The sequence below is a fragment of the Calidifontibacter terrae genome (assembly GCF_054778835.1).
The window spans coordinates 1-19,932 of the sequence record NZ_BAAGZF010000007.1; the positions used below are offsets into that span (position 1 = coordinate 1).

Annotated in this window: 18 protein-coding genes and 2 pseudogenes; 13 read left to right on the top strand and 7 right to left on the bottom strand. The window is 67.3% G+C overall.

Annotation, left to right across the window (positions count from 1 at the left end; genetic code table 11):
* The 6 genes and pseudogenes from ACYU98_RS11540 to ACYU98_RS11565 all read left to right on the top strand — a co-directional run.
* Positions 1–106: pseudogene (locus tag ACYU98_RS11540) on the top strand (transposase); the annotation flags it as partial.
* A gap of 956 nt (positions 107–1,062) precedes the next feature.
* A complete protein-coding gene (locus ACYU98_RS11545; protein ID WP_460468367.1) occupies positions 1,063–1,851 on the top strand; it encodes a class I SAM-dependent methyltransferase in 789 nt (262 codons plus the stop codon).
* Positions 1,852–1,913: 62 nt separating this feature from the next.
* Entirely contained in the window at positions 1,914–2,666 is a 753-nt protein-coding gene (locus ACYU98_RS11550; protein WP_460468368.1) for a beta-phosphoglucomutase family hydrolase, read from the top strand.
* Positions 2,663–5,053, top strand: a complete 2,391-nt coding sequence (locus tag ACYU98_RS11555; RefSeq protein WP_460468369.1) for a glycoside hydrolase family 65 protein — start codon at positions 2,663–2,665, stop codon at positions 5,051–5,053. Before ACYU98_RS11550 ends, ACYU98_RS11555 begins: the two co-directional genes overlap by 4 nt.
* 78 nt (positions 5,054–5,131) lie before the next feature.
* Entirely contained in the window at positions 5,132–5,509 is a 378-nt protein-coding gene (locus ACYU98_RS11560) for a GntR family transcriptional regulator (protein WP_460468370.1), read from the top strand.
* Positions 5,510–5,539: 30 nt separating this feature from the next.
* Positions 5,540–5,695: pseudogene (locus ACYU98_RS11565) on the top strand (DUF5808 domain-containing protein); the annotation flags it as partial.
* Positions 5,696–5,755: 60 nt separating this feature from the next.
* Here the strand turns inward: ACYU98_RS11565 and ACYU98_RS11570 are convergent.
* Both ACYU98_RS11570 and ACYU98_RS11575 read right to left on the bottom strand, forming a co-directional pair.
* Positions 5,756–6,841, bottom strand: a complete 1,086-nt coding sequence (locus ACYU98_RS11570) for a DNA glycosylase AlkZ-like family protein (RefSeq protein WP_460468371.1) — start codon at positions 6,839–6,841, stop codon at positions 5,756–5,758.
* The gene (locus ACYU98_RS11575; protein ID WP_460468372.1) at positions 6,838–7,650 is read right to left on the bottom strand and encodes a DinB family protein; all 813 of its coding nucleotides are present in this window, start codon (positions 7,648–7,650) and stop codon (positions 6,838–6,840) included. The genes ACYU98_RS11570 and ACYU98_RS11575 overlap by 4 nt, the downstream gene beginning before the upstream one ends.
* A gap of 52 nt (positions 7,651–7,702) precedes the next feature.
* On the opposite strand from ACYU98_RS11575, the gene ACYU98_RS11580 reads away from it, so the two are divergent.
* Positions 7,703–8,650, top strand: a complete 948-nt coding sequence (locus ACYU98_RS11580; RefSeq protein ID WP_460468373.1) for a helix-turn-helix transcriptional regulator — start codon at positions 7,703–7,705, stop codon at positions 8,648–8,650.
* 9 nt (positions 8,651–8,659) lie between these two features.
* On the opposite strand, the gene mgrA is transcribed toward ACYU98_RS11580, so the two are convergent.
* Together mgrA and ACYU98_RS11590 are read right to left on the bottom strand one after the other, a co-directional pair.
* On the bottom strand, positions 8,660–9,703 hold the full coding sequence (mgrA, locus tag ACYU98_RS11585; protein WP_460468374.1) for an L-glyceraldehyde 3-phosphate reductase: 1,044 nt from the start codon (positions 9,701–9,703) through the stop codon (positions 8,660–8,662).
* Between the two features lie 78 nt (positions 9,704–9,781).
* Positions 9,782–10,267 carry a tRNA (cytidine(34)-2'-O)-methyltransferase gene (locus ACYU98_RS11590; RefSeq protein WP_460468375.1) on the bottom strand — a complete coding sequence of 162 codons (486 nt, stop codon included), beginning with the start codon at positions 10,265–10,267 and terminating at the stop codon, positions 9,782–9,784.
* A 107-nt stretch (positions 10,268–10,374) separates the two neighbouring features.
* On the opposite strand from ACYU98_RS11590, the gene ACYU98_RS11595 reads away from it, so the two are divergent.
* Positions 10,375–10,812 carry a hypothetical protein gene (locus ACYU98_RS11595; RefSeq protein WP_460468376.1) on the top strand — a complete coding sequence of 146 codons (438 nt, stop codon included), beginning with the start codon at positions 10,375–10,377 and terminating at the stop codon, positions 10,810–10,812.
* Between the two features lie 21 nt (positions 10,813–10,833).
* Here the strand turns inward: ACYU98_RS11595 and ACYU98_RS11600 are convergent, their stop codons facing one another.
* The 3 genes from ACYU98_RS11600 to ACYU98_RS11610 form a co-directional block, all read right to left on the bottom strand.
* The gene (locus ACYU98_RS11600; protein ID WP_460468377.1) at positions 10,834–11,919 is read right to left on the bottom strand and encodes a calcium:cation antiporter; all 1,086 of its coding nucleotides are present in this window, start codon (positions 11,917–11,919) and stop codon (positions 10,834–10,836) included.
* On the bottom strand, positions 11,912–12,907 hold the full coding sequence (locus ACYU98_RS11605) for a TerC family protein (protein WP_460468378.1): 996 nt from the start codon (positions 12,905–12,907) through the stop codon (positions 11,912–11,914). Before ACYU98_RS11605 ends, ACYU98_RS11600 begins: the two co-directional genes overlap by 8 nt.
* 231 nt (positions 12,908–13,138) lie before the next feature.
* Entirely contained in the window at positions 13,139–13,888 is a 750-nt protein-coding gene (locus ACYU98_RS11610; RefSeq protein ID WP_460468379.1) for an SDR family oxidoreductase, read from the bottom strand.
* Between the two features lie 144 nt (positions 13,889–14,032).
* On the opposite strand from ACYU98_RS11610, the gene ACYU98_RS11615 reads away from it, so the two are divergent.
* The 5 genes from ACYU98_RS11615 to ptsP are packed head-to-tail and all read left to right on the top strand — an operon-like array spanning position 14,033 to position 19,853.
* Entirely contained in the window at positions 14,033–14,794 is a 762-nt protein-coding gene (locus ACYU98_RS11615; RefSeq protein ID WP_460468380.1) for a DeoR/GlpR family DNA-binding transcription regulator, read from the top strand.
* A complete protein-coding gene (pfkB, locus tag ACYU98_RS11620) occupies positions 14,791–15,777 on the top strand; it encodes a 1-phosphofructokinase (protein ID WP_460468381.1) in 987 nt (328 codons plus the stop codon). Before ACYU98_RS11615 ends, pfkB begins: the two co-directional genes overlap by 4 nt.
* 6 nt (positions 15,778–15,783) lie before the next feature.
* Positions 15,784–17,877 carry a PTS fructose transporter subunit IIABC gene (locus ACYU98_RS11625; protein WP_460468382.1) on the top strand — a complete coding sequence of 698 codons (2,094 nt, stop codon included), beginning with the start codon at positions 15,784–15,786 and terminating at the stop codon, positions 17,875–17,877.
* Between the two features lie 34 nt (positions 17,878–17,911).
* A complete protein-coding gene (locus ACYU98_RS11630) occupies positions 17,912–18,181 on the top strand; it encodes an HPr family phosphocarrier protein (protein WP_460468383.1) in 270 nt (89 codons plus the stop codon).
* A 4-nt stretch (positions 18,182–18,185) separates the two neighbouring features.
* Positions 18,186–19,853 carry a phosphoenolpyruvate--protein phosphotransferase gene (ptsP, locus tag ACYU98_RS11635; protein WP_460468384.1) on the top strand — a complete coding sequence of 556 codons (1,668 nt, stop codon included), beginning with the start codon at positions 18,186–18,188 and terminating at the stop codon, positions 19,851–19,853.
* Positions 19,854–19,932: the final 79 nt, after the last annotated feature.

A 19,932-nucleotide genomic window follows, 5' to 3' on the forward strand; every position in this document is an offset into this window, starting at 1 on the left:
CGCGTTCGCCGACTTCGCCGAGCAGTGGGAGGCGATCTACCCAGCGATGATCAAGGCGTGGCGCTCAACCTGGGAGGAGTTCGTGCCGTTCCTGCAGTTCCCGGTTATGGGCTTATCACGGCGGCCACATTCGGCGTAGGTAAAGCTTTCGCGTACAGCCGCCCGGGGGCGGGATGGCGATTCGCGGGGGGTAGATTGAGACTGCCAACAAGGTCGCGAGCCGTGACTTGGGCAGGAGCTAATGGAGCCTTCACCGGTCCGGATGTCCGGCGACAAAATGGCGAGCAAAAATCTCGATTTGGACATAAGCGACGCTGCGGGCGCCTTATATCGGCTGGACGACGCCGATCTTTGGGGTGAGTCTGGCGCAGAAATGTGGCGCTCCACAAATTCGCTCTTTGTGAGCAACCAAGGAAACTAATTGCTTGCAGCGCTTGGGGATGGAGCTCCAGCAGGTTCGAGCGCAGCCGGCTGATCCTCGGCTGCTCGGCCCAGATCGCCTCCTCATGCTGGCGGGCCAGTGCGGCCTTGATGGCCAAGGCGTTCGCTCTGATCTGTGGCATCACGCGGTGTCGGTGGGCGTCCGTGCGCAGGATGTCGGGCCAGGACCAGGGCGTGACCGGGATCGCACTTGCCACCGGCTTGCCCGTGACTTTCCCGGTATCGGGCTACCGCGCGCGGGTACGAGCAGGTTCTTGTCCGTCTCGATCGCCGCCGGCACCGTAGCCTGATCAGTCGCGTAGACGGCGAAGAGTTCCTCGAGGTCGGCGCCCTAATGGAATGCGAGCGAGGCGCGGCATCTCACCAGCCGCTCACCCGCCCGGCGACTGGCAGGGCCAGCGTCTACGTTCATGCTCCGAAGGTCCGTGAAGCCAATGTGGACCACTGTCAGCGGCTCACTCATCACTATGCCCCCCGCCAGGACAGTGAGAACTCAGGGGCAATCTGGCAGTCGCATAGTCGCCGGTGAGTTTTCGCCGAGGTAACGCGACCGGGATTCGGCGTGACGTGTCTCACCTGCACCCCTTGCCGACCGCGCCGACCCAGAGGACGATGGATGAGGTGGCGACCGCTGAGGGCAGCAACACCTTCCAAGCATCTGGCGATGCGTACGACCAATTCATGGGCCGGTACGCCATCAAGCTCGCGCCGCTGTTCGCTGACTTCATCGGAATCGACTCTGCGGCAGCGCTGCTCGACGTTGGGTGTGGCCCGGGTGCGTTGAGCGGCGAGGCGATCAGTCGGGGTGCGCGGGTCAGCGCCGTTGATCCATCACCCGGTTTCGTGCAGGAATATCGAACCCGCCATCCGGGGATCACCGTCGAGCAGGGGCCCGCCGAAAACTTGCCCTTCGCCGACCACAGTTTCGACATCGCAGCCGCCCAGTTGGTCTTCCACTTCGTCAGCGATCCGCCGCGCGCGGTCGCCGAGATGAGTCGAGTGGTTCGGCCCGGCGGAATCGTCGCCGGTTGCGTCTGGGACCTGGCTCAGGGGATGGAACTGCTGCGCACCTTCTGGGACGCGGCCCTGACGGTTCTGCCGGACGCACCCGACGAAACCGGCGTCGAACGATTCGGTGGCGCAGGCGAATTGGCCGATCTGTTCACTCGCAGTGGCCTGTTGGACGTGACCCAAGCGGAGCTGCGAGTGACTCGCGACTACGCGTCGTACGACGAACTGTGGCAATCCTTCCAACACGGTGTGGGGCCAGTCGGCGCCTACGTCGCGACCCTGTCTGCGGCCGATCTCGACCGGCTGCAGGGCGCGCTCTTTGTTCGGCTCGGTCGACCGGCCGGATCGTTCACCCTCACCGGTCTGGCCCACGCCGCGCGGGGGCGTACTCCCGCTTAGGACCTAGTGCTTCGCTACGTTGGATTCGCCGCCATTCCCAAAGTCAGCGAGGGAGATCCGCGATGTCTGTTGCGCCCAATGCGCTCGGTTTGCCCGAGGTCACGACGACCTGCCTGTTCGACCTGGACGGAGTGCTGACCGACACCGCCTCGGTCCACCGCACCTGTTGGAAGCAAATGTTCGACGACTTCTTGAAGGCCCAAACCGGGCAAAGCGAGTTCACCGATGCCGACTACAACGCCCACGTCGACGGCAAACCGCGCCAAGACGGCGTACGTGACTTCTTGGCGTCGCGGGGGATCTCGCTGCCCGACGGAAGTCCGGACGATCAGCCGGCGAAGGAGACCGTATGGGGTCTGGGCAACCGGAAAAACGACTTGGTGCAGGCCGAGATTGCTCGCAATGGGGTCACCGTCTATCCCGGCTCACGGCGCTACCTCGCGGCTGCTCGCGATGCTGGGCTCCGCCGGATCGTGGTCAGTTCAAGCGCCAACACCGAGTTGGTGTTGCGGGTGACCGGGCTGGCCGAGTTCGTTGAAGGGCGGGTCGATGGCAACACCTTGGCCGAACAGAAACTGCCCGGAAAGCCAGCCCCTGACTCCTTCCTCGCCGGCGCCGCATTGGCCGGAGCGACCGCCGAACAGTGTGCGGTTTTTGAGGATGCAACCTCGGGCGTGCAGGCCGGCCGGGCCGGGAAATTCGGCCGGGTGATCGGGGTGAACCGGCTCGATGCTGACCACGCAAAAGACCTGAAAGACCACGGCGCCGACGTCGTCATTGATGACTTGGCCGACCTGCTGGAGGACACCCCATGAACGCCGACGCCGAACTGATCGTTGACCCCTGGTGTGTTCGTCAGGTGGGTCTTGACCTGAACGGGCTCGGTCAGTCGGAGTCGATCTTTGCGCTCTCCAATGGCCACATCGGGGTGCGCGGCAACCTCGATGAGGGCGACCCGAGCTACCTGCCGGGCACCTACCTGAACTCGTTCTACGAGAAGCGGCCGCTGCCCTACGCCGAGGGTGGATACGGCTTCCCCGAGAGCGGCCAAACGGTCGTGAATGTGGCTGATGGCAAGCTGATTCGGCTGCTGGTCGATGACCAACCGCTCGACACTCGCTATGGGCGCGTCATCCACCACGAACGCAACCTCGACCTGCGCGCCGGGCTGCTGCGCCGCGAGATGGAGTGGGAGGCGCCGTCGGGCGTACGGGTCATTTTGCGGTCGACCCGGATGGTCTCCTTCACCCAACGCGCACTGTTGGCGATCCACCTCGAGGTGGAGGCGGTCAACCGGCCGGTCAACGTGGTGATGCAGTCGGAGTTGGTGGCCAACGAGGACATCCCGATCAAAACCGACGACCCGCGGGTGGCTGCCGCGCTCGACAAGCCGCTGGAACTCATCGAGAAGAGCAACACCGGTGACCGGTCGATGTTGATGTTTGAGACCAAGCAGAGCAAGTTGCGGTTCGCCGCCGCCTGTGACCACATCATCGACACAGATGTCGACGGCGATGGCGTCGCTGACGACGTTCACTCACACACCTTCCTCGGCGACGACTGGACCCGTACGACCGCCGGAGCTCAGTTGGCCCCGGGGGAGTCGCTGCGGGTCGACAAATTCGTCACGTACGGCTGGTCTCACCGGCGCTCGCCGGCCGCCTTGCGCGACCAGGTCGACGCCGCGCTGAGTTCGGCGATGCACACCGGCTGGGATGGCTTGTTGGCTGAACAGCGCGCCTTCCTCGACGAGTTCTGGGACGGCGCCGACGTGGAGATCGACGGCGCGCCAGCCATCCAGCAGGCCGTTCGGTTCGCGCTATGGCACGTCTTGCAGGCGGGCGCTCGCGCCGAGGGCCGCGCGATCCCGGCGAAGGGATTGACCGGACCGGGATACGACGGACATTCGTTCTGGGACACCGAAACGTACGTGCTGCCGGTGTTGGCTGCGACCCGCCCGTTGGCCTCGGCCCACGCCCTGGTGTGGCGGCTGCGCACTCTGGAGGATGCGCTCGATCGGGCCAAGACGTTGCACCTGAAGGGGGCCGCGTTCCCCTGGCGAACCATCTGGGGGCAGGAGTGCTCGGGCTATTGGCCGGCCGGCACCGCCGCGTTCCACATCAACGCCGACATTGCGGTGATGGCGGCCCGGCACGTCTGGTGGACCGGCGATCAAGACTTCGACCGGGAGACGGCGCTGCCGCTGCTGGTGCACACCGCGCGGCTGTGGGAATCGCTCGGTCACTTCGGCGACGACGGCCATTTCCACATCGACGGGGTGACTGGTCCCGATGAATACAGCGCGATTGTCGACGACAACATCTACACGAACCTGATGGCCGCGCGAAACATGCTCTTCGCCGCCGAGACGGTCGAGCGGTGGCCGCGCGAGGCGGCCGACCTGGCGGTCACTGCCGAGGAAATCGGGGTGTGGCGTGAGGCGTACGAAAAGATTTCGCTGCCCTTCGATGACGAGCGAGGGGTGCACCAGCAGGATCGTGGCTTCACCGGGCATGCCCTGTGGGACTTCGCCGAGACCGATCGCAACAAGCGTTATCCGTTGCTGTTGAACTACCCCTACTTCGACATTTACCGCAAGCAGGTGGTCAAGCAGGCCGACCTGGTGATGGCGATGCACTGGTGTGGCGACCGGTTCACTCCCTTGGAGAAGGCCAAGGCGTTCGAATACTACGAGCGCGTGACGGTTCGTGATTCCTCGCTGTCGGCGTGTGCCCAGTCAGTGATGGCCGCCGAGACCGGCCACCTTGACCTGGCATGGAAATACCTCAACGAGGCGGCGCTGATGGACCTGCGCGACCTGGAACACAACACCAAAGACGGCGTTCACATGGCGTCGTTGGCCGGTTCGTGGCTGGCGCTGGTGTGTGGGTTCGGTGGAATGCGCGACCATCACGGCCACCTGACCTTCGACCCGCATTTGCCGGCCGACGTCAGCCGGTTGGCGTTCGCGATCCACTGGCGGGAGTGCAAGGTGCGGGTGGAAATCACCGCCGACCGGGCGACGTACACCCTCGATGACGGCCCGGATGGGCATGTCACTCTCTCGCACGCCGGCCAGGAGTTCCTGCTGACCACTCACCAACCGGTGAGCCACCCGATTGTGGCGATCGAACCGCTGACCCCGACACCGACGCAGCCGGTCGGGTTGGAGCCGGGTCTGAACCGATTCAACGAGAACTGAGCGGCGTCGTTCCCGGGACTGTCCTTGTGGATGGGGTACAACTGACATGTACCTCTCGACCTGACACAGGAGAGCCCCTTGGACATCGAGATCGACCCGAACTCGCCGTTGCCCATCTACCAACAAATCCGCGACCAGGTGGTTGCTGGGATCGCCGACGGTGACCTTTCGCCCGGTGACCCGCTGGTGTCCGTACGCGCGCTGGCTGACGCCTTCGGCATCAACCCCGGAACGGTGGTGCGGGCCTACGACCTGCTGCGCGCCGACGGCTTCCTGGTCACCAACGACCGGTCCGGCAGCACCGTCGCGGTTCCCCCGCGGTCGACACTGCCCGCTTGGCGTGCGCGCCTCGCCGGTATTGCCGCCGAGGGTGTTGCCCGCGGCCTCTCTCAAGACGACCTTGTCGACGAACTCAACCGCGCCACAGGGAAGTTCGCGGCCGCTAAGAAGTCCTAGTGGCCGCCAACGAGCGGAGCCTGCCGCGGTTTGGGTTGCCCTGACCGCGCTGGCTCTGCTCGTTCCGCTGGTCGGGATCGCGCTGCCGGCCGCGGCGGTGCCCTGTTCTCCTCCGACCTAGACAACCCAGCCCTCTTCGTTCTGAAGCGGTTCGGCGTCGGCATCACCATCAACTTCGGCTACCCGGCCGGCAAGAGCATCGCCGCTGTGCTCCTGCTGGTGCGGGTCGTACGAAACTCAGTCACCTCACCGCAACTCAAGGCCGAGCGAGGTGGCCAGCCCCCGCAACTCCCGGCGTACGGATTCCCGCACACTCGGTGCGAACGGCTCGTCCTCGTGGATCGCATGGACCTTCAGCTCGCCGGTTTCCGGGAGGGACTGGGCGTCGACTTTGCCGATCAGGCGGTCGCCGTGCAGGACCGGGAGGGCGAAGTAGCCCCAGCGGCGTTTGGCCACCGGCTTGTACATCTCCAACTGGTAGTCGAACCCGAAGATCTCGGCCATCCGTTTGCGGTCGAAGATCAGCCGGTCGAGGGGGGACAGCAGCGCAGTGCGCCCGCGGAAGGGAACCTCGAGCAGCTCCGGGTCGACCCACCACTTGCCGCGTACGCCCTCGATCCGCGCCGCAGCGCCCACTGGACCGATGTCAAAAACCAGCTCACGGATTGTGTACGCCCGCTGCCGCATGATCCCCAACGCCGCCAGTGATCGCTCGGTGCGGATCCGAATCGCTTCGGGGAAGGGCACCGGTTCGACGTCGGGATAGACGCGAGAAGCCAGATCCCACAACGGGTTTCGGCCTTCCCGACCCACCACCGCGACCTCACCCCGTTGCACCATCATGTTCAACAACGCCTGCAGGGTTTTGTCGTCGGTCCAGCCGCTGGAGGTCCACGGCACATCACAGGCGTTCGGCAGTTCCGCGGTAGTCAGCGGACCGTCCGATCGCAGCGCCGACAACACCTCACGCCGGCCCTGATCGTTCGCCTCCAACCACACCAAGTTCTCGGTCTGCCAGTCGCGCCATGGCTCCGGCCCGGGCCACATCCGCATCTCGTCCAGATACAACGCGAGGTCCTCGGCCGGCCGCAGCATCCCGCGCAGCTCGATGACCGAGCCGTCGTCCACGAGCCGGTCGAGGTCGCCGGGGCGATAGTCGCGAACTCGACTGCCCAACACCAGGTCTGCGCTCGGCGCGACATAGGCGGTCATGTCTGCCTGGAGATGGGTGAGGTGGCGGATCACCCCGAGCGGATCGGTCGGCCGCGGTGCGGTCAGCAGCTGTGCGCGTACGGCCAGACGGCGGGCGTCGCGCGCGGAGAGTTCGATCACCAGGTCTCGCCGGTGAGGACGGCCAGATCGCGCAGCGCGTAGCGGTGGTGCCAGAACTCCTCGTTGAACACGGTGTGCAGGCAGATCTGGGCGGTGAAGGATTCGCCCTCCGGCGGCCATCCAGGACCCTCAAGTGTCGGGCCGGGAGCGTCGATCCGTTCCGAGGTCAGGTCGTCGACCACCCGGCGGACGACCGCCATCCGGTCTTTGCGCGCCGCTATCACTTCGGCGAGCGATGGCCGCGCATCAGGGTCGTTCGGAACGCCCTCGGTCGGCGGCATGGTCGACCACGGAAGGCTCAGCGGATGCCACGGCGCCCACTGCCGCAGCATGCTGCGCAACACCCAACATTCGGTCGCCATGACGAGGTGGCGCAGGGTCTGAATGAACGACCACTCGCCGTCGACGGACTGGTGCAACAACTCCTCGTCGAGCCCGGCAACCCGTTGCATGGTGGTCTCCCAAAAGGCTTCGACCGCATCCCACGCTGCGCGGAACCCAGCCGGATCCGCCGGCTTCAGGAGGGCGTACGGCGGGAACTGGCGCCCCAATTCCTGCTCGACCAGGGGCATCACATCGATGCCGTTGACGGTCAGTGTCGAGAACGCTCCGTCGATGTCGATGCCGCGCTCCTCGGCATAGGCGCCGCGGATCCGCAGGCCGTCGAGGGCCACGTCATTGAGCTGCAGATCGCGCAGATCCGCGTCGGTGACCTGCGCCTTGTTCGCGCGGATCTCCGCAAAGCGCGACTCCGAGACATCGATCTGCCGGAAGGTCGAACCGGGGATCTGCTGCTGGAAGAAGTCCATGTTTGGCAGGCTAGGGGGCGTTGCGGACGTTTTCCTTCCGGAGAGGCACGACATGAGCGAGGTGAGCCCCACCGCCCGGGCGCTGCTCACCCTTGAGCTGCTGCAGAACCGGCCGGGGATCACCGGCGATCAGATCGCGCAGCGGCTCGGCGTCACATCGCGAGCGGCCCGCCGCTACATCGCGATCCTGCGCGAGGCGGGCATCCCGGTGCAGTCGGTCAGCGGCCCCGCCGGCGGATATCGGCCCGGCCGGGGGGTGCGTCCGCCGCCGCTGATGTTCACTTCCGACGAAGCGATCGGGCTGGTCATGGCCGCGCTCGATGGCCACCACCAGGTCGACGCCCCCGACGATCCGGTGTCGTCAGCGCTCGGCAAACTCCTGCGTACGCTGCCGGAATCGGTTGCGGCCCAAGCGAAAGTCATTCGTACGACGGCAGCCGCCGCCCCCGACACCAGCGCCGCCCGCCCCGACCCGGGGATCACCGCCGAACTCGTCGGCGCTTGCGCCGACCGAAGACCCGTACGGCTGGATTACCGCACCGAGAAGGGCGCCGACCGCGTCTTCGAGGTGGAGCCGTGGAGTGTGGTGGTGCGCCACGGCCGGTGGTATCTGCTGTGTCATTCGCGCACCTCCGAGGCCACCCGCGCCTACCGGGTCGACCGGGTGACCGCCGTGACCGGACTCGAGGGCAACGTGGTCCCGCCCGCGGACCTCGACCCGGTGACGGCGCTGGAGGAACACCTCGCTGCCGGTTGGGAGTTCGAGGTTGAGGTCGAGATCGACGCGCCGCTGGGGAAGCTGGGTTGGCTGCCGCGCAACCTCGGCCGGCTCACCGCTGAGGGCGAGACGACGCGGCTGGCCGGCACCACCAGCAACCCATGGACCTACGTCGAGATGCTGGCGATGCTGCCCGCGCCGTTTCGGGTCGTCCGGGGCGAGGAAGTGCGCACCGCGTTGCGTGACCTCGGCCGGCGCTTCATCGACGCCGCAGATTCCTAACTGCTGCGCTCAGCTGTCGCTCGAGGTCTTCCACAGGTTGATGCCGCCCTCGACCGCGTGACCGTCGATGGTGGCGAGCTCGGTGTCGCTGAAGTCCAGGTTCCGGATGGCACCGAGGGAGTCCTCCAGCTGCTTCACGCTGGACGCGCCGACCAGGGCGGAGGTGATCCGCGGGTCGCGCAGCACCCATGCGAGCGCCATCTGAGCCAGCGTCTGACCGCGACCGGTGGCGATCTCGTTGAGGGCTCGAACGTGCTTGAGGTTGCGCTCGTTCAACTGCGACTCACCCAGCGACTTCCCTTGCGCCGCACGCGAATCCGCCGGGACGCCACCGAGGTACTTGTTCGTCAGCAGCCCCTGAGCGAGCGGGGAGAAGGCGATCGCGCCGACGCCGGTCTCCTCGAGAACGTCGAGCAGGTCCTCCTCGACCCAGCGGTTCAACATCGAATAGGACGGCTGGTGGATCAGCAGCGGGGTGCCCATCGAGCGCAGGATCTGCACCGCCTCGCGGGTGCGGTCGCCGCTGTAGGAGGAGATCCCGACATAGAGCGCCTTGCCGGATCGGACGATCGAATCAAGCGCGCCCATCGTCTCTTCCAGCGGCGTCGAGTCGTCGAAACGGTGGCTGTAGAAGATGTCGACGTAGTCCAGCCCCATCCGCGCGAGCGACTGGTCGAGCGAGCTGATCAGGTATTTACGCGAGCCGCCGCCCTGCCCATAAGGCCCTGGCCACATGTCGTAGCCGGCCTTACTGGAAATGATCAGTTCGTCGCGATAGCGCTTGAAGTCCTGGGCGAAGATCGTGCCGAAATTACGCTCCGCGCTGCCGTACGGCGGTCCGTAGTTGTTCGCCAGATCGAAGTGAGTGACGCCGAGGTCGAACGCCCGGCGCAGGATCGCGCGCTGATTGCCGATCGGGAAGTCATCGCCGAAGTTGTGCCAGAGGCCGAGCGAGATCGCGGGTAGGTCGAGCCCGCTGCGACCGCAGCGGCGGTAGGTCATGTCGTCGTAACGAGTGCGGAGGGCCTGGTAATCGTCGGCGTGCAGCGTCATGCCTCCCATCATCCACCGCAGTCGGGACGATGGGCACTCACCCGCCCAACTACGCCAAGGCCCGTCGGGGTGACCGCGTTACGAGAGGGTCGAATCGCTGCCGTCGGGAACCGCGTAATCCCACTGCCGCCATGCCTCGTAGACCGCGATCGAGGCGGTGTTCGCGAGGTTCATCGAGCGACGGCCCGGCATCATCGGCAGGCGTACGCGATCGGTCACGCGGGGGTGTTCCAGCACCTCCGGCGGCAGACCGTCGGCCTCGCGCCCGAAGAGCAGGACGTCCCCCGGTTCGTACGAAACTTGGGAGAAGACTCGCTCGCCACGGCTGGTGAACGCGAACACCCTGTTGTCCGGAAGCGCTTCCCACAGGGAGTCGAGATGGGGGTGAACGGTCACCACCGCGAGGTCGTGATAGTCGAGGCCGGCCCGGCGTAATTGGGTGTCCTCGAGGTTGAACCCGAGCGGTTCGACGAGGTGGAGATGCGACGGCGTGCACGCCGCCAACCGGATCGCGTTGCCGGTGTTCGGAGGGATCTGGGGTTCGAAGAAGACGACGTGCAGCACCCGCTCACTGTGGCAGCAGGGCGCCGAAGCGTAAAATCTTGGTCAAGTGTCAAGCCTCAGGGCCCTCAGAGGTCATTCGAGCACCTGGCGTCCATTACCGTTTTCTCATGATCCAGGATTTCCTCTATCGACGCACCGTCGACCTCTCGATGCGCGACGCGCTGCTGGCGTGGTGCGACGTTGAGGTCCTGCGCGAGTGGTTCTGGACTACCGATGACACCGAATACATCACCATCGCCGGTCGTGGCCTGCCGTTCCGAGTCAGCAGCGAGAAGCGCGAACTCACCATCGAGGGCACCTGCCTGAACATTGACCCGTACGGCTTCGACTGCACGTGGACTGCCACCAGTCCCCGCCTGCAGCACAACTCCACCGACACGCTCTCGGTCCGTCTGCGGCCCGACGGATGTCAGCGCACCGTCATGGTGCTGACCTACGCGATCGACTCCGAAATCGAGAACTTCGGCGAAATGGTCGACAACTTCTGGACCCCGATTCTGGACCGCTACTCCCAGCTGGGTCAGCAGCTGGCGATGTCGGCCTGATCGGCTCGATCCGATGAGCCGTCAGGGATTGACGGTCAGGAACAGATAGGCCCCCAGCAGGACGAGGTGCACACCCGCCTGCAACCGCGTCGCCCGCCCGGGCACGATCGTCAGAATTCCGACCACCACGGTCAGCGACAGCAACACCAGATGTGTCGCGCCCAGGCCCAGATGCAGCGGACCGTCCAACCAGATCGAGGCGACCGCAAGCGCGGGGATGGTCAGTCCGATGGAGGCCATCGCCGACCCGTACGCGAGGTTGAGCGCCACCTGCGTACGCCCCCGCCGTGCGGCGTTCGCCGCCGCGAGACTTTCCGGCGCAAGGACGACCAGCGCGATCACCACACCGACGACGCCCTGCGGCATGCCGAGCGCCGCGACGCCGTGTTCCAGGGCGGGGGAGATGACCTTCGCCAAACCGACGACGGCAACCAGCGAGAACAACAGCAGCGCCAGGCTGACTTGGGTCTCGCGGGTTGTCGGTGGCTGCGCATGGACGTCCTCGTCCAGCGGCTTTCCGTCTTCGCCGACCGGCAGGAAGAAGTCGCGATGGCGCACCGTCTGGGTCGAAACGAACAACAGATAGAGCGCCAGCGAAGCGACCGCGGCGAACGCGAGTTGTGGTCCGGAGAACTCGGGCCCGGAGGCGCTGGAGGTGAACGTCGGCAATACCAGGCAGGTGCCGGCCAGGACGATCACCGTGGCCAACGCGCCGCCGGTGCCCTCCGGATTGAACATCCCGAACCGGCTTTTGATCGCCGCGATCAGCAGCGACAATCCGACGATCCCGTTGCAGGTGATCATCACCGCGGCGAAGACGGTGTCGCGGGCGAGCGTGGTGGTCTTGTCGCCGCCGCCGAGCATGAGGGTGACGATCAAGCCGACCTCGATGACCGTGACCGCGACCGCGAGCAGCAGCGAACCGAATGGCTCACCGACCTTGTGGGCGATGACCTCGGCGTGGTGGACGGCGGCGAGAACGGCGGCGCCGAGCAGGCCGGCCACGACGATCACCAGGATCGTCGGCAGGTCTCGGCCCCAGGTCGCGCCGAGGCCGAGCAAGGCAGCGATCGGCGCAATCGTGGTCCACGTCAACGATTTACGCATCGAGGTTGTCCTTCCGGTCGGTCTGGCTTGTTCGTCGGGAAGCGGCCAGCGAGGCAACCACGGTCACGATCAACACGCCGACGATGACACCGAGCGAGACGGGGGTGCTGAGCTCGATGAGGTGCACCTGTTCGCCGTCGTTGATGAACGGCAGCGAGTTCTTGTGCAGGGCGTGCAACAGCAGTTTTACGCCGATGAAGCCCAGGATGATCGCGAGGCCGTAGGAGAGAAAGACGAGTCGGTCCAGCAGTTCGTCGATCAGGAAGTAGAGCTGACGCAGGCCGAGCAGCGAGAACGCAGTGGCGGTGAAGACGATGTACGGCTGCTCGGTCAGGCCATAGATAGCCGGGATTGCATCGAGCGCGAACAGGATGTCGCTGCCGCCGATGACGATCATCACCAGCAGCATCGGGGTCATCACGCGCTTGCCGTTGACCCGGGTGAACAGCTTGTCGCCGTCGAATTCGTCGCCGGCGCGGAACAGCCTGCGGGCGACCTTGGTGATCATGTTGTCGGCGGAGTGCGTGTCTTCGCCCTCGGGTTTGAACATGTGGCCGGCGGTCAGCAGCAACACCAACCCGAAGATGTAGAACGTCCAGCTGAAGGTGTTGATCATCGCCGCGCCTAGGGCGACGAAAATGCCGCGGGCGACCAGGGCGAAGGCGATGCCGACCAGCAGCACCTTTTGTTGGTACGCGCGAGGCACCGCGAAGGCGCTCATGATCACCAGGAAGACGAACAGGTTGTCGACGCTGAGCGCCTTCTCGGTGATGTAGCCCGCGAAATAGTCGGCGCCGTGACCGGGGCCGGCGACGATCCAGACGCCGACGCCGAAGAGCAGGGCGATGCCGACGTACAACGCCGACCAAAGGGCCGACTCCTTGAGGGTCGGTTCGTGGGCCTTGCGAACGTGGAAGAAGAAGTCGAAAGCGAGAAGAGCAAGGATGCCTGCGATCGTCGCGATCCAGACAAGAGGGGTGGTCTGCAAGGGGGTCCTCGGGGTTGAGGGCGTCACGGGGTGCGACGCGCGGGAACGACGGGGGCCTGAGTGTTTTTCAACGGCGTTGGGCCCGCAATCGTTCCGTCGACCGCGCTGTTCCTTGCGGTCAGAAAGTGGCCACAGGGGCGTACAGACGTGATGGAAGGGTTTGTCGCGCGCCATCAGCCGAGACGATCGCCCGGGGAACCCGTTCGTGCAGCCGTGGCGGGCGGCGCCGGCTTAGGTCAGGCGCTTGACCACACCGAGCGGCAGGTTGCGCATCGCGGTGCCCAGCGGCACCCAGGGCCACGACGGAACGCGCGCATTCTGCTGCTTCTTCTCGATCGCCTCGACCATCGCTTTGACCCCGACCTCGGTGTCGACGACAAAGGGCGGGTTCTTGACGCCGGCGTTCATCTCGGAGCGGATGTAGCCCGGATAGATGGTGCTGACGCTGATGTCGAGGTCCTTCGCGCTGATCATCTCGTTGCGGATGCCCTCGGCGAGGTGGGCAACGCCGGCCTTGGTTGCGGCGTACGTCGTCACCGCCTTCGGCATCCCGCGCATCGCGCTCATCGAAGAGATGAAAATGAGGTGTCCGGTCTTCTGTTCGCGGAAGATCTCCATCGCGGCCTCGGCTTGGGCCAGCGCGCCGACGAAGTTCGTCAGCGCGGTCTGCTTGTTGGCGTGGTACTTCCCGGTGCCGATCGGCGCACCCTTGCCGAGGCCGGCATTGATGATCACCCGATCGACCTGGTCGAAGTCTTCGCTGACCTCGTGGAAGAAGGCGAAGACCGAGCCATCGTCGGTGACGTCGAGCGGATACAGCTCCACCCGTACGCCCGGATGGGCTTGGGCCAGTTCGGTTTTCAGTTCTTCGAGCCGGTCGGCGCGGCGCGCCCCGAGGGCAAGGTCGCTGCCCTTCGCGGCGAACTGGCGAGCCATTTCTGCGCCGAGGCCTGAGCTGGCGCCGGTGATCACGGTGAGCATGCGACCGAGCGTACGTGACCCGTTGCGGTGAGTTCGGGGCTGTCGGTGCGCGGCTAAACCACTGAAACAAATGTTGGAATCTGTTGACTTCGCCCCGAGTGAGTGGTTTTCTTGTGAGCCACACCACACGAGGAGGTCTCGCAGATGTACGCAGCAGAGCGCCAGCAGCGCATCCTCGACCACGTCCGCACCGCCGGCAGGGTCGAGGTAACCGCCGCCGCCGAGCGCCTGGCGGTGACCACCGAGACCGTCCGGCGGGATCTGAGCGAGTTGGAACGCAAGGGCTTCGTACGCCGGGTCCATGGCGGCGCGATCGCGGCGGACCGGCTCGAGCCGGAGACCACCCTCGCCACCCGAGTCGGGCGACTGTCCGCGCAGAAGAAGCGCATCGCCGCCCGCGCGCTGGACCTCATCGAGGACGGCACGACCTTGCTGCTCGACTCGGGCTCCACCACGGTCGCCATCGCCGAGCTGATCGTGCCCGGCCGCGCGCTGACCGTCGTCACCAACTCGGTGCAGGTGGGCGCGCTGCTGTCCGGCCGCGACGAGCTCGACCTGTTCGTGGTCGGCGGTCGGGTTCGCGCCCGCACCGGTGCCACGGTGGGTGACTGGGCGGCCGCTGCGTTGCGCGGCCTGACCGTCGACCTGGCGTTCGTCGGCACCAACGGCATCTCGCCACGCCGCGGACTGACCACGCCGGACCAGGCCGAGGCCACCGTGAAGCGGGCGATGGTCGAGGCGGCGCGCCGCGTGGTGGTGGTCAGCGACAGTTCCAAGTTCGGCACCGACCACTTCCAGAGCTTTGCGACCTACGACGAAATCGACGGTGTCGTCACCGACGACGGCGTTGACGACAGCGCCGTCGCCGATCTCGAGGCGGCCGGGGTCGAGGTGACGCGGGCATGATCGTCACTCTCACCCCGAACCCCAGCGTCGACCGCACGATCAGCTTCGAACGGATCGAGCTCGGTGAAGTGCAGCGCGCCACCGCCAGCCGGGTCGACCCGGGCGGCAAGGGCGTCAACATCTCCCGTGCGCTGGTGGCCAACGGATCGAGCACCCTGGCGGTGCTGCCGGTCGGCGGCCCGGAGGGACGCCTGCTGACCGACCTGCTCGACCGGGCAGGCGTGAGCCACCGCGACGTCGCCATCGAGGGTTCGGCCCGGATGAACATCGCCGCGGTCACCCCCGACGGCACCACCACGAAGCTGAACGAGAGCGGACCTGCGTTGAGCCCGCAGGACGTGGAGGATCTGCTGGCAACCACCGTCGCGGCGGCCGCCGGAGCGCAGTGGGTCGTCGGCTGCGGTTCGCTGCCGCCCGGGGTTCCGACCACCTTCTACGCCGAGCTCGTACGCCGGGTGCGGGCCGCCGGAGCGCGCGTGGCCATCGACTCCTCCGGCGCGTCCTTCGCCGACGCCGTGGCGGTCCAGCCGTCGCTGATCAAGCCCAACCACGAAGAACTCGCCGAGCTCGTCGGTCGCCCGTTGCCCGCCATGGGCGACGTGGTCGCGGCGGCCCGCGACCTCGTACGGGCCGGGATTGAGACCGTCGTCGTCAGTCTCGGGGCCGACGGCGCGATCGCGGTCGACCGCACCCAGCTCGACGGGGCGTGGCTGTGGGCCGGCGCCACCGTCGCCCGTCCGGTCAGCACCGTGGGGGCGGGCGACTGCCTGCTCGCGGGGCTGCTCGACGGCCTCGCCGCGGGGCGCAGCCTCGCGGACTCACTCGCGGCCGGAGTGGCCTGGGGCGCGGCAGCCGTCGCGCTTCCCGGCAGCGACGTGCCGACCCCCGAAGCCGTCGCGGCAGTTTCCGTACGCGCCGCCGAACGGCCCGATCCGACCACCCGAATTTCCGCCAGCGGTTCCCGCTCGCCAGAGAGGACGTGACGACAAATGTCACTCATCACCACCCAGCAGGTCGTCCTCGACCTGACCGGCGCCGATCGCCATGAGGCGACCGAGACGCTGGCCCGCACCCTGGTCGACACCGGCCGGTGCACCGACCTCGACCAGTTCCTGGCCGACGTTCGCGACCGCGAGTTCAAGATGGCGACCGGCCTGCCGGGCGGCCTGGGCATCCCGCATGCCCGCAGTGCCGCGATCACCGAGCCGTCGCTGGTCTTCGGCCGGACCCGGGAGGGCATCGACTGGGGCGCCAAGGACGGCCCCGCCCACATCATCTTCCTGCTCGCTGCGCCCGAAGCCGGCGGCGACGCCCACATGCAGATGCTGCCGAAGTTGGCGAAGGCACTGATGGACAAGGAGTTCCGAGCCCAGCTGGAGTCCGCCACCGACGAGCAGCAGGTTGTCGATTTGGTCGAGAGTCGGGTCTCGGTGGACGCGCCGGCGAAGCAGGCGCCTGCCGCTGCTCCCGCCGCCGCGACGGCCGCCGCGACGGCCGCCACGACGGCTGTCGCGGGTCCGGCGGAGGCCGCCGAGACCCCAGACCAGGGCCGGTCGTACAAGCTGGTCGGCGTCACGTCCTGCCCCACCGGCATCGCCCACACCTACATGGCCGCCGAGGCGCTGGAGAACGCGGCGCGCGAGGCCGGCCACACGATGACCGTCGAGACCCAAGGCAGCGCGGGGGTGACCCCGTTGAGCGCCCGGCAGATCGCCGAGGCCGATGCGGTGATCTTCGCCCACGACGTCGAGGTGCGCGATCGTGCGCGCTTCGCCGGCAAGCCAACCGTCGACGTGGGCGTGAAGCGCGCGATCGGCGACGGTCCGGCGCTGGTGGCCCAGGCCATCAAACTGGCCGACCAATGGGCGGCCGACCCGAACCGGTCGGTGGCGGCTGCCGCGAGCCCGGTCGACGCCACCGAGACCGAGGCGGAGGGCATCGGAACCCGGTTGCGCAAGGCTCTGATGACCGGTGTTTCTTACATGATCCCGTTCGTCGCGGCCGGTGGCATCCTCATCGCGCTCGGCTTCATGCTGTCGAACATCGCGATCGGCAAGGAGGGCCCGCTCGAGATCGTGAAGTACGGCCTGACCGCCGACGGCAAATACAACATCATGCAGCACTTCAACCCGGTCAGCCTGACCTCGTGGGCGGCGCTGCTGTTCGTCATCGGCGGCGCGGCGTTCACCTTCTTGGTGCCGATCCTGTCCGGCTACATCGCCTTCGCGATCGCCGACCGTCCCGGTCTGGCGCCGGGCATCGTGGGTGGCTACGTCTCCGCGCAGATGGGCGCGGGCTTCCTCGGCGGCCTCGTCACCGGTCTGGTCGGCGGTTTCGTCGCCCACTGGATCGCCAGCTGGAAGGTGCACAAGAACGTACGCGGCGTCATGCCGGTAGTCGTCATCCCGCTGCTGTCGACCCTGATCACCGTCGGTCTGTTCATCACCGTGCTCGGCCGTCCGATCAAGTGGCTGATGGACACCCTGAACTCCGGCCTCGGCGGGATGACCGGTGCCAGCGCCGTGCTGCTCGGCCTGATCCTTGGCGCGATGATGGGCTTCGACCTCGGCGGTCCGATCAACAAGGTCGCCTATGGCTTCGCCACGGCCGGCCTCAGCGCCGCGGGCACCGCGCAGAACGCGCCGCAGCTGAAGATCATGGCGGCGGTCATGGCCGCCGGCATGGTGGCACCGCTGGGCCTGGCCCTGGCCACGACCGTACGGCCGAAGGTCTTCACGCCGGTCGAGCGGGAGAACGGCAAGGCGGCCTGGCTGCTCGGGGCCTCATTCATCTCCGAGGGTGCGATCCCGTTCGCCGCGGCTGACCCGCTGCGGGTCATCGCCGCCTCAACCGTCGGCTCGGCGGTCACCGGCTCACTGTCCATGGCGTTCGGCGCCACGCTGCGCGCCCCGCACGGCGGCATCTGGGTTCTCCCGCTGATCGGCAACTTCGCGATGTTCGTCCTCGCGCTCGCCATCGGAATCGTGGTGATGGCTGCCATCGTGGTGGTGCTCAAGCAAGCCGCCGCTCGCAAGGCCGGCACCCCGGTCACCGAGGCCGCGGCCGAGCCCGTCACCGTCTGAATCCCCTTCTCACCAATACCCCTAGGAGCACCTCATGGCACAGCGCACCGTTGTCATCGCCTCGTCCGTCGGCCTGCACGCCCGTCCCGCCTCCCTGTTCGTCGAGGCCGCGAGCGAGACCGGCCTCGACGTGGAGATCGCCCGGCCGGGCGAGGACCCGGTCGACGCCACCTCGATCCTTGGGGTCATGGCACTCGGCGCCAAGCACGGCGAAGAGGTCGTGCTGAGCGCCGAGGGTGACGGCGCCGACGACGCGCTCGACCAGCTGGTCGCGCTGCTGTCGCGGGATCTGGACCAGGAGTAAGTCGATGACACAGGGCATCGGGGTCAGCGGCGGGACCGCGTACGGCCCGGTCGTGAAGGTCGCGCCGCCAGTTCGCCCGCCGGCGGATGAGCCGGCGGCGGCCGACCCGGGGGTGGAACTGGACCGGATCAAGGAGAAGTTCGCCGAGGTCGCGGCCGACCTGCTGCAGCGCGCCGAGGCGGCCGACGAAACCGGCCGGCAGATTCTCAAGGCCACGGCGCTGATCGCCAAGGACAAGGGTCTTTACAAGGCGGTCGGTGAACACCTGACCGCCGGCCGCGGACCGGCGACCGCCGTCGACCTCGCGATCGAGGATTACGCCGCGCAGTTCGAGGCGCTCGGCGGCCTGTTCGCCGAGCGGGTCACCGATCTGCGCGACGTCGGATCCCGCACCGTCGCGGCCGTCCTCGGGGTGCCGACCCCCGGTGTGCCGCCGCTGGCCGAGCCCTCGGTGATCGTCGCCGAGGACCTCGCTCCGGCGGAGACCGCGATGCTCGACCGATCGCTGGTCGTCGGCATCGTGACCCGTGCCGGTGGCCGCACCAGTCATACCGCGATTCTGGCCGCCCAGATGGGTATCCCCGCGGTCGTCCACTGCGAGGGCGTGCTCGACATCGAGCCAGGGACTCCGGTGGCGGTCGACGGCGACACCGGCGAGGTGGTGATCCGTCCGACACCGGAGGTGGTGACGCGGATGCAGCAGCGCGGCGTCCGTCGTACTGCCGCGCTGACCGGCTCCGCCGGCCCGGGGCGTACGGCCGACGGTGAGCCGGTGGCGTTGCTGGCCAACATCGGCGGCGTCGACGACGCGGTCACCGCAGGCGCGCAGGACCTCGAGGGGGTGGGTCTGTTCCGCACCGAGTTCGTGTTCCTGTCCGCCGCGACCGCGCCCACGGTCGAGCAGCAAACCGAGATCTACGCGAAGGTCCTCCAGCCGTTCGAGGGCCGCCGGGTCGTCGTCCGGACGCTCGACGCCGGCGCCGACAAACCGCTCGCCTTCGCCGACCTCGGTCCCGAGGAGAACCCGGCGCTCGGTCGGCGCGGACTGCGGCTCTCGCAGGCCCGTCCGGAACTGCTGGACAGCCAACTCGCCGCGCTCGCCGCCGCTGGGAGGGCGACCGGCGCCGACGTACGGGTGATGGCTCCGATGGTCGCCACCGTCGACGAGGCGGCCTGGTTCGCCGAACGCGTACGAGCCCACGGCCTGCCGAAGGTGGGCGTGATGATCGAGGTGCCAGCCGCGGCGCTGCGCGCTGGCGACCTGCTGGCCGAGGTCGACTTCGCCAGCCTCGGCACCAACGACCTGGCCCAGTACACGATGGCGGCTGACCGGATGGCCGGTGACCTGGCCGACCTGCTCGACCCGTGGCAGCCGGCGGTGCTCGACGTGGTGGCCGCGGCGTGCGCCGGTGGTCAACTGCGCGACAAACCGGTCGGTGTCTGCGGGGAGTCCGGCGGGGATCCGCTGCTCGCGCTGGTGCTGGTCGGGCTGGGCGTCTCGAGTCTGTCGATGGCACCCTCCAAGGTGCCGATGGTGCGCTTCGCCCTTTCCCGGCACACCCGGCTGGAGTGCGTACGGCTGGCCGACCTGGCACGTACGGCGCCGACCGCCGGGGCAGCCCAGCGGGTCGTCCGCGAGGCGGCGGCGACGGAGTTGACCGACTTACTCTGAGCGCGCGCGGATCGGAATAACCGTTCGGACCCGCGTCACGGACCCGTGGGCCGCTGTTCACCCATCTGTCCCCCGTAAC

Coding starts and splice junctions, on each gene's coding strand:
- ACYU98_RS11575 (WP_460468372.1), bottom strand. CDS start 7,650: ATGGACTTCTTCCAGCAGCAGATCCCCGGTTCGACCTTCCGGCAGATC.
- ptsP (WP_460468384.1), top strand. CDS start 18,186: ATGACACAGGGCATCGGGGTCAGCGGCGGGACCGCGTACGGCCCGGTC.
- pfkB (WP_460468381.1), top strand. CDS start 14,791: ATGATCGTCACTCTCACCCCGAACCCCAGCGTCGACCGCACGATCAGC.
- ACYU98_RS11595 (WP_460468376.1), top strand. CDS start 10,375: ATGATCCAGGATTTCCTCTATCGACGCACCGTCGACCTCTCGATGCGC.
- ACYU98_RS11555 (WP_460468369.1), top strand. CDS start 2,663: ATGAACGCCGACGCCGAACTGATCGTTGACCCCTGGTGTGTTCGTCAG.
- ACYU98_RS11625 (WP_460468382.1), top strand. CDS start 15,784: ATGTCACTCATCACCACCCAGCAGGTCGTCCTCGACCTGACCGGCGCC.
- ACYU98_RS11550 (WP_460468368.1), top strand. CDS start 1,914: ATGTCTGTTGCGCCCAATGCGCTCGGTTTGCCCGAGGTCACGACGACC.
- ACYU98_RS11615 (WP_460468380.1), top strand. CDS start 14,033: ATGTACGCAGCAGAGCGCCAGCAGCGCATCCTCGACCACGTCCGCACC.
- ACYU98_RS11610 (WP_460468379.1), bottom strand. CDS start 13,888: ATGCTCACCGTGATCACCGGCGCCAGCTCAGGCCTCGGCGCAGAAATG.
- ACYU98_RS11600 (WP_460468377.1), bottom strand. CDS start 11,919: ATGCGTAAATCGTTGACGTGGACCACGATTGCGCCGATCGCTGCCTTG.
- ACYU98_RS11630 (WP_460468383.1), top strand. CDS start 17,912: ATGGCACAGCGCACCGTTGTCATCGCCTCGTCCGTCGGCCTGCACGCC.
- mgrA (WP_460468374.1), bottom strand. CDS start 9,703: ATGACGCTGCACGCCGACGATTACCAGGCCCTCCGCACTCGTTACGAC.
- ACYU98_RS11580 (WP_460468373.1), top strand. CDS start 7,703: ATGAGCGAGGTGAGCCCCACCGCCCGGGCGCTGCTCACCCTTGAGCTG.